The sequence below is a fragment of the Streptomyces sp. NPDC047043 genome, assembly GCF_040644055.1.
Lineage (GTDB): Bacteria > Actinomycetota > Actinomycetes > Streptomycetales > Streptomycetaceae > Streptomyces.
Map to the genome: position 1 here is coordinate 439,971 of NZ_JBEYVO010000001.1, position 13,191 is coordinate 453,161.

The following is a 13,191-nucleotide window of genomic DNA, read 5'->3' on the forward strand; positions in this document are numbered from 1 at the left end:
GGGAACTGCGCGACCAGCCACAGCAAACCCGCAGCCGACCACAAACCACACACGGCAGACGCGACGCACCCACCTGCTACGGAATGTTGGAAGGCCGAGGCAAGCCTTCCGCCAGATCACCGATCTCCGGCGAATGAATGGCCCCGGGATTCCCGACGACCTCCTCGACCACCAGCGTCTCGGTCGTCAACAGCAGCGCAGCAATCGACGCGGCACTCAGCAGCGCGCTGCGCGTGACCTTGACCGGGTCGATGATCCCCCGCAGATGCAGGTCGTCGTAGTCACCGCGCAAAGCGTCCAGCCCATGCCCGACGGGCAGCGCAGCGACCTTCGCCTCCGCCTCGTCCGGATCGAGCCCGGCGTTGATGGCGATCCACCGCAGCGGTTCGGCGAGCGCCTTGGCGACGATGACACGGCCCAGTGCGACCTCGCCACCCGGGAGTTCAAGCGCAGCGACGTCCACACGAGCGTGCAGCAGCGCCGCACCCCCACCGGCCACTACCCCGTCCTCCGCCGCCGCCCGAGTCGCGGCGAGGGAGTCCTCCAGCCGCATCTGCTTCTCCTTGAGTTCGACGCCGCTGGCCGCGCCGACGCGGATCACTGCGACGCCGCCGGACAGCTTCGCGATGCGCTCGCTCAGCTTGTCCTGGTCGTGCTCGTTGGTGGCCCGCTCCAGCTCGATCTTGAGGTTCTCGATCCGTTCGGCGATCCGCTCGTCGCCGCCCGCGCCGCCGAGCACCGTGGTGGAACGCTCCGTGGCGATGACCTTCTCCGCGCGCCCCAGGTCGTCCAGGGTGACGCCCTCCAGGGTGCGGCCGGCCGTACCCGTGATCACCCGCCCGCCGGTCAGCGCCGCCATGTCCTCCAGCTCGGCGATCCGCCGGAAGCCGAAGCCGGGGGCGCGCACCGCGAGCGAACGGAACGTGCCGTGCGCCGCGTTGGTGACCAGCATGCCGAGCGCGGGCCCGTCCACGTTCTCCGCGACGACGACCAGGGGTGAGCCGGTGCGCGTCACCTGCTCCAGGATCGGCATCAGATCCTGCACCTTGCTGATCTTCGTGTCGCAGTACAGCAGATAGGGGTTCTCCAGCACGGCCTCCATGCGTCCCTGGTCGGTGACCATGTACGGGGAGAGCCAGCCGTTGTCGAACTCCAGACCCTCCGCGTACTCGACGCTCAGCCCGAACGCCGACGATTCCTCCACGGTGACGACGCCGGTGCGGCCGACGCGGGCCACGGCCTGGGCGATGGCCTCGCCGATGGCCGGGTCGTTGTTGGCGGACAGGGCAGCCACGCGCACGAGTTCGTCGTCGGTGCGTACCGGCCGCGCCTGCGCGGTCAGCGAGTCGACGGCGGCAGCGACGGCGGCCTCGATGCCGTTCTTCAACAGCACAGGATTCGCACCGTCGTTGACCGCCTTCAGCCCCTCGCGGACGATCGCCTGCGCGAGCACCGTAGCCGTGGTGGTGCCGTCGCCGACGTCCCCGTTCGTACGCGTGGCCACCTCCTTCACCAACTGCGCGCCCATGTTGGCGAAGGGGTCCTTGAGCTGGATCTCGCGGGCGATGGTGACGCCGTCGTTGGTGATGGTGGGCGGTCCGGTCAGCTTCTCCAGGACCGCGTTGCGGCCCTTCGGGCCCAGGGTGACGCGCACCGCGTCGGCCAGTGCGTTCACCCCGCTCTCCAGCAGTGCGCGCGCTTCGGCATTGAAGCGCAGTTCCTTCGCCATGGCGGTGTCGTCCCTTCAAGGCTGGTCTGTCCAAAGGGCGTTCGGAAGAAAGGGGCGGTGGCGGCGGCCGGGAGTGCGGGCATCCGTGGTGCGCCGACCCTCGTGTACGGGTCCACGGAGCGGCCGCCGCCACCTGTACGGGGAGGTGCGGCTCAGGGGACGAGTACTGCGCGCCCGCGCACCCGGCCCTGGTCCAGGTCGTCCAGGGCGCGGCCGAAGTCGGCCAGGGGGTAGGTGACCGTGTGCAGGGTGACCAGGCCGCGTGCGGCGAGGTCCATCAGTTCCACCAGGTCGGTGTAGGAGCCGACCAGGTTGCCCACGAAGTTGATCTCGGTGGAGATGATGTCGATGGTCGGCACGGACAGGGTGCCGCCGTAGCCGATGACGTAGTAGTCGCCGGCCCGGCGCAGCATCCGTACGCCGTCCTCCAGCGCACCGCCCTCGCCGACGAAGTCGAGGACCGCCTCGGCGCCCTGACCGTCCGTCAGGTCCGCGACCTGCTGGACCTGGCCGCCGTCGGCGACGACGGTGTGGTGTGCGCCGAGCTGCTCGGCCAGCTTCAGCGCCTCCGCCGACCGGTCGACGACGATCAGCTCGGCCGGGGTCAGCGCCCGAAGCACCTGGATGCCGATGTGTCCGAGCCCGCCCGCGCCGATCACCACGGCCTTGGCCCCCGGCGAAAGACTGCGAGCCGCCTTCTTCGCCGCGTGGTACGCCGTCAGGCCCGCGTCGGCCAGCGCGGCCACGTCGGCCGGGGCGAGCCCGGGGTCGAGCGGGACGACCGCGCGGGCGTTGGTGCGCAGATACTCGGCGAAGCCGCCGTCGGAGTCGATGCCGGGGAAGGCACTCGCCGCGCAGTGCACGTCGTCACCGCGCCGGCAGGCGCCGCACAGCCCGCAGGTGGCCAGCGGATGCAGGATCACCGGGTCGCCCGCCGAGAGGCCGGTGACGGCGGAGCCGATCTCCGCGATCCAGCCGGCGTTCTCGTGGCCCTGGACGTACGGCAGGGTGACACCGCTCTTGGTCTGCCACTGGCCCTCGATGATGTGCAGGTCGGTGCGGCACACTCCGGCGCCGCCGATCTTCACGATCACGTCGAGCGGCCCCGACAGCACCGGCTCGGGCACCTCGTCCAGTTCCGGCCGGCGGTCGTAGCCATGCAGTCGTACGGCTTTCATGCGCTCTCCTCCTTCCGGGATCGGGGCCCGTAGCGGGTGGCCAACAGCCCTTCGCACAGCTCGGTGTTGGTGCCGATGCCGACTCCGGCCGTACGCCCCCGCAGCAGATGCCGCTCCAGACCGACCGCCGGCACGGCGTGCCCCTCGTCGTCGAGGAACAGTGGCGCCGCAGCATTCGCGGGCAGGCCCAGCAGGGTGCGCCGGCGGCGCAGCGTCACCGTGAGGCGTTCGGGCAGATCGCCGAGGACCGCGTCCGCCAACTGCCGGAAGGTCCAGCCGCGTTCGAGGAGCCGCTTGCCGAGTCCGGCCTGGGCGGCCAGGTGGCCCTTGCGCAGGAAGACGGCACGCAGCTCCTCCATCCGGTCGGCGTCGGCGAGCCCGGGGAACGCCTCGGCGAACGACCTTCCGCAGCCCACGCCCTGGTTGATCTCGTCCGAGGCGAAGTGGTCCTCCAGGACCACCGTGCACTCCCCCGCCCAGGCCAGTCCGGCCAGGGCGCGGCGGGCGTCCTCCACCATCAGCCAGGCGAAGTTGGGGGCGCAGAAGTAGGTGGGCAGCCGGAGTCTGGCCTCCACGGAGCCGTCCGCGCCGACGCTGACGGCCCGTACGAAGCCCAAGTCGGTGATGGGGCGGTCGAGTTCCGGGTCGAGCACCGCGGCCAGGGCCGTGTTGACGGCGGTGACCCGGTCGACCGCCTCGGCGACGGCGGTCATGCCGGCACCGCTGACAATGCCGCGCTCTCGGGGACCTTCAGGTCGTACAGCCGTGCGTGGTTGAGGCCGAGGATCTTGCGCTTGACGTCGGTGGTGAGCGTGCCGTACTCGCTCTGCAGGTCCTCGGGGATCTGGAAGTCGACGAACTTCTCGATGAGCCACTTCGGGCTCCAGATCGCGTAGTCGCTGCCGAACACGATCCGGTTCTCGTCGAGCCAGTACAGCAACTCGCCGATGATCTGGGCGAAGTAGCGCGGGCGGGTGTGGATGAACGGCATGACGACCGACAGGCCCGCGTACACGTTGGGTTCCTGCGTGGCGATCCAGCAGAAGTCCTCCAGGCGGGGCAGACCCGAGTGCTCCACGATGAAGTTCAGGCCGGGGAAGGCGGTGGAGGCGTCGTCGATGTCGGCGACGTCGAACGCGTCCCGGTTCAACGGCCAGATGGTGGGGCCCTTGTGGACGTGGATGTTGCGGATGCCGAGCTCCTGGCAGAGCGCCAGGTAGTCGTGGGCCTCGGGGTCGGACAGCTTCCAGCCCTTGGACGAGCCGCGCCACTCGGCGGTGTAGAGCTTGACGCCGCGCAGCTGCCACTGGGCGGCCAGCTTCCGCAGCCGCTCCAGTCCGGCCTCGCCCTCGCGCGGGTCGAAGGAACCGTTGGCGATCAGCCGGTCGGGGTACTTGCGGGCCAACTCGCCGTTGCGTTCGGTGGTGTTGAAGCCCTTGCGGTAGAACTCGGTGAGGTACGTGGGCTGGAAGATCCCCACGTCCACGTACCCGGTGTCGAACAGGTCATGGATCAGGTCCTGTTCGCTGTACTTGCGGAACTTCTCCAGCGGCCACACCCACTCCTCGGGGCTGAGGTTGCGCTGGTAGTCGTAAAGCAGCGGATGAAGCCCTCGCCGTACTTGTTGGCGGTGTTGGCCTCGCTCGCGTCCCAGAAGTGGATGTGTCCGTCGACGATGAAGTAGTCGACGCCGTCCTTGCGGTACATGCGTGCTCCTCGGGGCGTCAGTCGACCGGACTCAGGTCGAAGTCGATGTACTCGGCGGCGTCCTCGGGGTTGGCGAAGAGCATCGTGCGGTCGTCGAGGTGGACCATGCGGCCGTAGTGGGTGGACATGATCTCCTCGAAGTCGGCCTGGTCGAAGTCGAAGCCGAGGGCCTTGGAGATCTCGTCGAAGTCGAAGGTGAGGACGCGTTCGCCGTCCACGCGGATCATCGACGGGTAGTCGGTGACGGTGACGTGCTCCTTGCCGCGCATGACATCGGCGACGACGTGGCCGTTCTGGTTGTTCATCAGGGTCACGCCGCACTTGTTCGACGAGGTGCGGTCCGCGTGGAACGGCTGGGGTGCGGTGCTGGTCACTTCGCGGTCCTCTCGCTGGTGCGGTCGGCGGGCGCCCGAAGGCCCAGGTCCTCGATCAGGCGGGCGAAGCGCTCCTTGGCGCGCTCCAGGCTGTCCTCGAAGCGGACGGGTTTCTCGGCGGGCTGCGACCACAGCGGCTGCAGCCGGCGCGCCGCGTCGAGGCTGACCGGGACCCAGCGCTCCAGCCACTGCTGGACGATCGCCTTGTTGCCGGGGCCGTGGCTGTCGTCGCCGAGCAGCAGGGTGCACAGGGCGCGGGTGTAGCGCAGGTCGCGGTCGTAGTCGTTCTCGCCGGCGCCCATCACGCTGGGCGTGGTGTAGTCGCCGTTGCGGGCGGCGATCTGCAGGACGAGGTGGCTGCGGAACAGCTCGCCGACGAGGGGTTCGAAGACGAGGTTCGTCGCGAACAGGCCCTCGGACCAGTCCTGGACGGCGGTGAGCCGCTCGACGTTCTCGCGCACGCCCTGCCAGGCCGGGTCCGACTGCCACGCCTCGCGGTGGGCGGAGCCGTCGAAGCCCTCCAGCTGCTCCTCGATGTCGAGGTTGTACAGGGCCAGGTCCTGCGCGAAGCGCAGCTTGTGTGCGCCGTTCACCGCCAGCGCGTTGTTGATCATGTTGGTGGGTGCGGAGCGCTGGATCGCCACGAACACGTGCATGCCCAGGCCCTGTTCGGCGTGCATCCACGCACCGACGTGCCGTTCGACGAACTGGGTCCAGGAGCGGGTCCACTGCCCGTACGCCTCCGCCTTGCGGGCGTTGGCCAGGTTCTGCTGGACCTGCCGTACGACGTTGGCGTTGTTGCGGTAGATGGTCTGCTCCCACTCCTCGTTGGGGTCGAGGAAGCGGTGCCAGTCGGACGACTTCAGGGCCGTCCAGTCCTGGGGGTAGCCGGAGGAGCCGTCGGCGAAGCCGTAGATCCAGCCCTGCGTCAGGTGGCGTTCGGGGTCGGGCTGGACGTCGAAGGTGACGTCCTCGTACATCGTGGCCCGCAGTTTCTGCGGCTTGTAGTAGGAGAAGGTGCGGCTGGTGGAGCTCGGGAAGACGAGCGCTCCCGCCTCCGCGTCGGTGAACTGCGGTTTGGGGAAGCTGCGTTCGGCCTTGACCGGCTTGTCGGCTTGCGTGGTCATGCGTACGGCTCCTCGCGACGGTCGGGTCAGGTGTCGGTGGAAGTGGTGAACTTGTCCAGGAAGATCCGCTCCTCGGGCATGCCCTTGCCGGTGAGCAGGTCGAGCGCGGCGTCGCACATGGGCGGCGGGCCGCACAGGTAGGCGTCGGCGGCCGACAGGTCGCCCTCGTGCCGGTCGACGACCTCGGTGATCAGGCCTTGTTCGTACGAGCCCGACGCGTCCTCGGACAGGGCGGGCACGAAGGCGAAGTCCGCGAGAGCGCGGCCAAGTTCGGTGATCTCGTCGAGGGCGAACAGGTCCCGCTCGGTGCGCGCCCCGTAGTAGAAGCGGGTGCGACGGGCGCTGCCGGTGGCGGCGAGGCCGCGCAGCTGGGCCAGGATCGGCGCCATGCCGGCGCCGCCCGCGAGAAGGATGAGGTCGCGGTCCGGGGCGTCACGCATGACGCAGGTGCCGTAGGGGCCTTTGACCGTCAGCGGGTCGCCGGGGCGCAGGGTGCCGTGGAGGAGGCCGGAGAACAGGCCTCCGGGGTAGCGCTTGATGAGGAACTCCAGGGTTTCGCCGGGCAGTTGAGCCATGGAGAAGGAACGCCAGTGCTCAGTACCGGGTACCTGGATGTCGACGTACTGCCCGGTGCGGTAGGGAAGTTCGTCCCCGGGATCGAGCGTGAGACGGACGATGTCGTGCGTCATCGACTCGACGGCGGCGACGGTCGTCGCCACCTCACGTGGCGGGATGCCGTTGAGCAGCATCTCCTCGTCGTAGTTGATGAGTTCGACGGTGAGGTCGCCGTAGGCGTGCGCCCGGCACAGCAGGACGTAGCCCTCCTCGCTCTCGTAATCGGCCAGCGCGAAGGTGGAGTAACGCTCCATCTGCTGGTCGCCGTCCAGCAGGAAGGACTTGCAGGACGAGCACTGGCCCTCCTTGCAGCCGTGCATGAGCTGGACGCCCTGGCGGAACGCGGCGTCCAGGACGGTCTCGTCCTCGTCGGCCTCGATCTCGATGCCGACCGGTTCGAATCGGATGCGGTGCTTGTCGCCCACAGGACCAGCCCTTTCCGGGGCGGCGACCCCGCGACGGGTCCGTCGCCGCCCCTCGTACGGGACCGTCAGATCGCCGACGGGGTGATGTTGGTGCGGCCGCGGTAGTCCGCGACGTGCGCCTCGCGCTCCTCGTCGGACATCTCGTTGAGCGTGATGTTGGGGCTGACGAAGGTGTTGCCCCGGACGTCGTCGAGGGTCCAGAGCTTCTTCGGGTCGTCGAGGTCGAGGTGCGGCTGCGGGATCAGGGTCCTGCCGTCGTCGCGGACGTAGCCGAGGTCCTGGACGATGTCGGCGAGGTCCTGGCCGTGGTAGAGCGTCTCCCACTCGCGCTTGCCGGTCAGCCGGCCCATCGACGGCGTGGCGCGGCCCTCGTACTCGGGCCGGAACGCGGTGGTGTCGGTCCACGCGCAGGTCTCCGAGCAGTACGTGCGCCACTGCCCGTCGACCTTGTCGACCACCATGTCCTGCCGGATCAGGCACGGCACCATGCAGCTCCAGCAGCGGTGCGGGTACTGGTAGCCGACGTCCTCGAAGGCGATCGGCTTGTTGCGGCCCGGGTGCCGCATCCGGTTGTACGCCTCCCACCAGGCGCCGTACTCCGCGTACCAGCCCGGGTACTTGGACTCGAACCACTCGAAGTCCTCGTCCGTCATCCCGTCGATGCGCCAGAAGTTGACGGGCCAGCCGGTGGCGAAGAACTGGGCGACCTTGTGGACGTAGCCCTGGTCCCAGATCCGCTTCCACGCCTCCTCGACGAGGTCGTGCGGGATCTTCAGGCCGTACTTCTCCAGCGGGATCAGGTACGACCGGTAGTAGTCGTCGTAGATCCAGCGCCGCCACATCTCGGCGTACGACTCGCGGTCCTTGCGGCGGTCCTTGGAGCCGTACTCGATGAAGGTGCCGATGGCGGCGTCGACGACGCAGTGGTTGTTCCACCAGGCGTAGCGCAGATCGCGCTCCAGGAGCTGACGGTTGTCCTCGTCGGCGAGGGCCATCAGCAGGATCGAGTAGCCGTTGGAGATGTGCCGGGACTCGTCCGACTGCACCGAGTGGAAGACGGTGGGCAGCAGGTAGTCGCCGTTGGCGGCGGCCTCGGCGGGCATCGCCACGAACAGGGTGTTGGTGAACGCGGTCTCGGCGACCAGCGTCAGATAGACGTTGGCGGCGGTGATCGCGTCGCCGGTGATGAACCCCTCGCCGAACTGGCGGCCGATGGTGCCGGCGTAGCAGTTGGCGAACGCCTTCTCCGAGATGTCGAACCCGGCGGGGTCGATGTAGTGGTTCATGTAGAGGCGCTTGAGGTTCATCTGGATCGTCGAGTGGCGTACCTCGTCGATCATCTGGACGGCGAGTCCGTTGTGCAGCTGCGGGTTGGGCACCGCGCCGATCGCCATCGGCATCGCGCGGGCCGCGCTGATCTCGGGGAACGGGATGATCGACAGGAACAGTTTCTGCCACTCCATCCAGCGCTGCTGGACCTGGCGGAACATGTTGCCGCGAATCGCGCCGTCCATCGCGCCGTAGACCCGGTTGTCCTTCTCCTCCTCCATCGGGAAGTAGGAGCGCAGGACCTGCTTGAGCGGGTCCTTCTTGGGGGCCTTGTCGAAGCGGTAGTCGGTCGCGAAGCGGTCGGCCGGCGTTGCGAACGTCGGCTCCCACGACAACTCGGTGATCTTCTTGTGCGCCTTGCTCAGGCTCTGTCGGCTCACGGGTGATGCTCCTCCGGCTGACTCGGCGGTGATCCCGGCGGAACCGGCGGCGCACTGCCGTCTGTGACCGGGCGATCGCCATCGTGGGGGCGGTCACGGCAGCCCGTCGTCTCAAGTTGAGACACGGGTCACAACGCAGGTCTGGCCGTCGCCCCTCGGCCGGACTTAACGTGCTGGCGATACCGGAACCCCGAGCGTCGTCGCACGATCAGCGGCGTCGTCGCACGGCGGAAGGCGCAGAGCCGATGGAACCCCTGGAAACCGCGCACCCTCTCGACGGGACGAGGCCGTCTCCTCCTGTCTCGCCGCTCGGCCCGGACCACCCCTTCCCGCACCTGAACCCCGTCCGTGCCCGCAACCTGTTCCTGGAAGGGGCGGCCGTTCCGTCCTCCGAGGTCCGGGCGCCCATCCTCGACTCCTGGCAGCGCTCCCGCTTCTGGGGCGTGGACGCCGACCGTATCGAGGCTCCCTACAACTCCGACTTCGACCCGCACTCCCGCCTGGCCACGGCCGCTCGCCCGGTCCTCGACCGGCTCGCCGACGCCCTTCAGGGCACCCCGATGTCCCTGATCCTGACCGACTCCAAGGGCCGCGTGCGCGAGCGCCGGACCGGTGATCGGGCGCTGCACCGCCACCTCGACGACATCTGCCTGGCGCCGGGCTTCAGCTATGCCGAGGAGTACGTCGGCACGAACGGCATCGGCACCGCCGCCGAGGACGGCCGCACGGCACATGTCTTCGGCTCGGAGCACTTCTCCGAGCGGCTGCAACAGGTGTCGTGCGCCGCCGCGCCCATCCGCAACCTGGCCAGCGGCCGGGTGCTCGGCCTGATCGACCTGACCTCCTGGCAGCACACGGCCTCGCCGTTGATGCTTGCGTTGGTGAGGGAGGCCGCCGCCGACATCGAGGAGCGACTGCTGGAGATCGGCTCGGAGCGGGAACGGGCCGCGTTCCGCGCCTTCCTGACGTTGCGTCAGCGCTCTCGGCGGGCCCTGGTCACCCTCACCGACGGGCTGCTGCTCGCCGACGCGGCCGCGACGGAGCTGCTCGGCCCGGACGACCACCGCCGGCTGCGGGAACTGGCCACGGACCCGGCGGGGCTGCGCGAACAACGTCTGGTGCTGAGCGACGGACGGACGGTGCAGGTGCGGGGCCGGGAGGTGGCGGACGGCACGCCCACGGGAAGCCCGGCCGCGTATCTGATCGAGCTGCGGCTGGTCGCGGAGCAGGAGGCGCCCGCGCCGCGCGCGGCGACCCGGATGCCGCAGCTGCCGGGCATCGCCGGTTCGAGTCCCGGCTTCCAGGGCGTGGTGCAGCAGTTGATCCGGCACTGCGGGCAGGGGCGCTGGACGCTGGTGGACGGCGAGGCGGGCACCGGTAAGCAGGAGCTCGTACGGGCCGTGCACCGGCACGTCGCGCCCACCGCACCGTATGCCGTGCACGACGCGGCCGACGTGCGTAGCGGGGCGGCCGCCTGGCTGAGTGCCGTCTTCCAGGATCTGGCCGAGGACCGGGGCACGGTGGTGCTGCGCCATCTCGAACTGCTGCCGGCCATGGTGGCCGGGCAGCTCGACGCCGTGTTGCGCAGCACAGCGGGGCGGTCCGGCTGGGTGGCCGCGCTGCTCACACGCGAGGGACCGACGCTGCCCGGCGCGGGCGGACAGCGGAAGGCCGCGGAACACGTCGATCCCGTACGGGCACGCTTCGGGGCCGAGGTGACGGTGCCGCCGCTGCGGCACCGTACGACCGACATCCCGGCGCTCGTGAGCAACCTGATCGCCCGCCAGGGCGGGGACGCCACCTGTACGGAGGCCGTGCTGCGGGCCCTGTCCAGGGCTCCGTGGCCGGGCAATGTCCGCCAGCTCGCCGGTTCGCTCCGATATGCCGAGGCGCATCGCACGGGCTCGGTGATCGAGGAGAGCGACCTGCCACCGTCCGTGCTGTCCCAAGCTCAACACCCGTTGTCCGCCTGGGAGTCCACGGAGCGGGACCTGATCGTCCAGGCCCTCCTCGGCCACGGTGACGACAAGGCGAAGGCCGCGAAGGCGCTGGGGATCTCCCGGGCGACGATCTACCGGAAGATCGCGGCGTACGGGATCCGGCTGGGCCCGCATCCCGGGTGACGGCGGGACGGCGCAAGGACGGTCACTCCTCGCGGGCGCTCCGTCGGTATGCGCCGTGCAGCCACAGCCCGAGCCCCTCCCAACAGCCCAGTGCGGTCCCCGCGAGCATCAAGCCGGGACCGGCGGAGGCGCCAGCGGCAGCGGCGACCGCTCCGCACACCGCCAGCAGGACACCGAGTCCGCCGAACACCAGCAACCGATCCCGGTGTGCCCATGGCCGTGTCCCCATCCCTGGCCTCCCTTGCCTCGGAGATTCACCTCCAGGGTGTCGGTCGGTGGCGGCGGTCACTGTCTCACTGTGAGACGGCTTCGTCGGGATCGACCACGGAAGAAGGCCTGCTTCCAGTGCCGGCTACCACGTCTGATCACCGGCGCGAACCAGCATCTCGTTGACGGCCACCCGCCGCTCGCGGGTGACGATGTAACCGATCGCGTCCGCGATGTCCTGCGCCTGCAGCGGTTCGATCCCGCCGACCTGGCGCAGTGCCGCTTCGCGGGTGCCCTCGCCGAGCTGGTCCATCAACTCCGTCTGTACGGTGCCGGGTTCGACCACGCCGACGCGCACCCGTTCCACGAGCAGCTCCTGGCGAAGCGCCTCGGTGAAGCCGTTCAGGCCGAACTTGGTCAGGTTGTAGACGCTGCTGCCCGGCCGGGCCACCCGTCCGGCCGTCGAGCCGACGTTGACGATGTCCGCCACCTCCCGCGGGGACGTGGCGGCCGCGTCGATCAGATACGGAACGGCGGCATGCGTGACGTGCAGCAGCGCCGCCACGTTGAGCGAGACCATCCGGTCCCACTCCTCGATCGTGGTGTGCAGGGCCGTGCCGAGCAGCATGATCCCCGCGTTGTTGACCAGGACGTCGAGGCGCTCGAACCGCTCGAGAGTGTCCTGGACGGCCTGGTACGCCTGCTCGGGCTCGGTGATGTCGGCCTCCACCGCACGGGCCTTGCCGCCCTGGTCCGTGATGTCGTCGGCGAGCCGGTCCAGGCGCTCGCGGCGGCGGGCGACGAGGGCCACCGCCGCGCCCTCCTCGGCCAGCCGGCGCGCGGTCGCGGCACCGATGCCGCTGCTGGCGCCGGTGACCAGGGCGACGGCTCCGGCCAGCGGTTTGTCGGACATGGCTGACTCACTCCCTCTCGTCGAGGACGACCGTGTGTCGAGGCCGGCGCGGGACCGGGCGCCGCCGGAGATCAACCGCCGTGCTCAGGACGGCAGTTCGGTCCCGGCCTGCTCGCGCACCATGTACTCCGCGTACCAGCCCGGCCAGTTCGGGTCCTCCGCTCCGATGCGCTTCTCGTGCTCGCCGTGCGCGGCCGCGGCGCGGCGCAGCGCGCCCGCCAGGTCCTCGGCCGAGGCGAACGTCGTGGTCGCGGGATCCAGGCGGCCCGGGAGCCGGGTGGTGATCTCCTGCAGGACCCAGCCGTTGCCGTCCGGGTCGCTGAACGACACGAACGAGCCGTAACTGCTGCGCTGCGGATCCGGACCCGGCACCCGGGCGTCGGTCCCGGCGTGGTGGAAGACACCGCCGGCGTCGTGGAACACCTCGCTCGGCTCGGCGCCGAGCCGCTTCAACTCCCCGTGCGCGGCGTTGATGTCGTCCACGATCAGGTGCAGGCCCTGAGCCGAGCCCGGTGTCTGGGAGGTGACCGAGGTGCCGAAGATGACCGACGCCGGCGAGCCCGGCGGCGTCACCTGCACCACCCGGAAGTTCTCGTCGGTGGCGACGTCCGCGTCGAGCCGCCAGCCCAACCCCGTGTAGAAGCCCTTGGCCCGGTCGACGTCGGCCACCGGCACCACGACGACCTCGAGTTTCATGTCCATGACGTGCGCCTCCTGTTCTCGTACGAGATGCCGACGCGACGGGACTCGCGCGGCCGCCAACTGTCAGAGGCACTCGACGTCCAGGACGGCCTGGGCGAACGCCTCCGGGGATTCCTGAGGCACGTTGTGCCCGATGCCCGCCAGCGTGCGGTGGGCGTACGGGCCGCTGAACTTCGCACGGTACGCGCTGCCGTCGCCCGGCAGGGTGAACGGATCCAACGCGCCGTCAAGGGTGATCGTGGGCACCGCGATGCCCGGTCCCGCAGCGAGCTGCGCCTCGATGCCGTCGTAGCGCGGGTCGCCCGCCGCGAGGCCCAGCCGCCAGCGGTAGCTGTGGATCACGATGGCGACGTAGTCGGGATTGTCGAAGGCCTGTTGAGCA

12 protein-coding genes and 1 pseudogene are annotated in these 13,191 nt (G+C 69.8%); 1 reads left to right on the forward strand and 12 read right to left on the reverse strand.

Going from position 1 to position 13,191, the window contains the following annotated elements; genetic code table 11:
- Positions 1-76: 76 nt before the first annotated feature.
- From groL to ABZ880_RS02135, 8 genes are all read right to left on the reverse strand, one after another.
- Positions 77-1,729: a chaperonin GroEL gene (gene groL / locus ABZ880_RS02100; protein WP_361255299.1), complete on the reverse strand. Its 1,653-nt coding sequence runs from the start codon at positions 1,727-1,729 to the stop codon at positions 77-79.
- Between the two features lie 152 nt (positions 1,730-1,881).
- Complete coding sequence (locus tag ABZ880_RS02105; protein WP_361255302.1) at positions 1,882-2,907, reverse strand: NAD(P)-dependent alcohol dehydrogenase; 1,026 nt, start codon at positions 2,905-2,907, stop codon at positions 1,882-1,884.
- Positions 2,904-3,620 carry an iron-sulfur cluster assembly protein gene (locus ABZ880_RS02110; protein ID WP_361255305.1) on the reverse strand — a complete coding sequence of 239 codons (717 nt, stop codon included), beginning with the start codon at positions 3,618-3,620 and terminating at the stop codon, positions 2,904-2,906. The genes ABZ880_RS02105 and ABZ880_RS02110 overlap by 4 nt, the downstream gene beginning before the upstream one ends.
- Positions 3,617-4,465 (reverse strand): amidohydrolase family protein, encoded by an 849-nt coding sequence (locus ABZ880_RS02115; RefSeq protein ID WP_361255307.1) that lies wholly within the window; start codon positions 4,463-4,465, stop codon positions 3,617-3,619. The genes ABZ880_RS02110 and ABZ880_RS02115 overlap by 4 nt, the downstream gene beginning before the upstream one ends.
- A gap of 166 nt (positions 4,466-4,631) precedes the next feature.
- A complete protein-coding gene (mimD, locus tag ABZ880_RS02120) occupies positions 4,632-4,988 on the reverse strand; it encodes a propane 2-monooxygenase effector subunit MimD (protein ID WP_361255310.1) in 357 nt (118 codons plus the stop codon).
- The gene (locus tag ABZ880_RS02125) at positions 4,985-6,115 is read right to left on the reverse strand and encodes an aromatic/alkene monooxygenase hydroxylase subunit beta (protein WP_361255313.1); all 1,131 of its coding nucleotides are present in this window, start codon (positions 6,113-6,115) and stop codon (positions 4,985-4,987) included. The genes mimD and ABZ880_RS02125 overlap by 4 nt, the downstream gene beginning before the upstream one ends.
- A 26-nt stretch (positions 6,116-6,141) precedes the next feature.
- Entirely contained in the window at positions 6,142-7,155 is a 1,014-nt protein-coding gene (locus ABZ880_RS02130; protein ID WP_361255316.1) for a 2Fe-2S iron-sulfur cluster binding domain-containing protein, read from the reverse strand.
- Between the two features lie 65 nt (positions 7,156-7,220).
- Positions 7,221-8,864: a methane monooxygenase gene (locus ABZ880_RS02135; protein ID WP_361255320.1), complete on the reverse strand. Its 1,644-nt coding sequence runs from the start codon at positions 8,862-8,864 to the stop codon at positions 7,221-7,223.
- A 245-nt stretch (positions 8,865-9,109) separates the two neighbouring features.
- Here ABZ880_RS02135 and ABZ880_RS02140 point away from each other — a divergent pair, with 245 nt between their 5' ends.
- On the forward strand, positions 9,110-10,987 hold the full coding sequence (locus ABZ880_RS02140; RefSeq protein ID WP_361255323.1) for a GAF domain-containing protein: 1,878 nt from the start codon (positions 9,110-9,112) through the stop codon (positions 10,985-10,987).
- 22 nt (positions 10,988-11,009) lie between these two features.
- On the opposite strand, the gene ABZ880_RS02145 is transcribed toward ABZ880_RS02140, so the two are convergent.
- The 4 genes and pseudogenes from ABZ880_RS02145 to ABZ880_RS02160 all read right to left on the reverse strand — a co-directional run.
- Positions 11,010-11,216, reverse strand: coding sequence for a hypothetical protein (locus tag ABZ880_RS02145; RefSeq protein ID WP_361255326.1), 207 nt, complete (start codon positions 11,214-11,216; stop codon positions 11,010-11,012).
- 123 nt (positions 11,217-11,339) lie between these two features.
- On the reverse strand, positions 11,340-12,107 hold the full coding sequence (locus ABZ880_RS02150) for an SDR family NAD(P)-dependent oxidoreductase (RefSeq protein WP_361255329.1): 768 nt from the start codon (positions 12,105-12,107) through the stop codon (positions 11,340-11,342).
- An 84-nt stretch (positions 12,108-12,191) separates the two neighbouring features.
- Positions 12,192-12,809, reverse strand: coding sequence for a VOC family protein (locus ABZ880_RS02155; protein ID WP_361255331.1), 618 nt, complete (start codon positions 12,807-12,809; stop codon positions 12,192-12,194).
- A gap of 63 nt (positions 12,810-12,872) precedes the next feature.
- Positions 12,873-13,181 (reverse strand): annotated as a pseudogene (locus tag ABZ880_RS02160) (alpha/beta hydrolase); the annotation flags it as partial.
- Between the last annotated feature and the right edge of the window lie 10 nt (positions 13,182-13,191).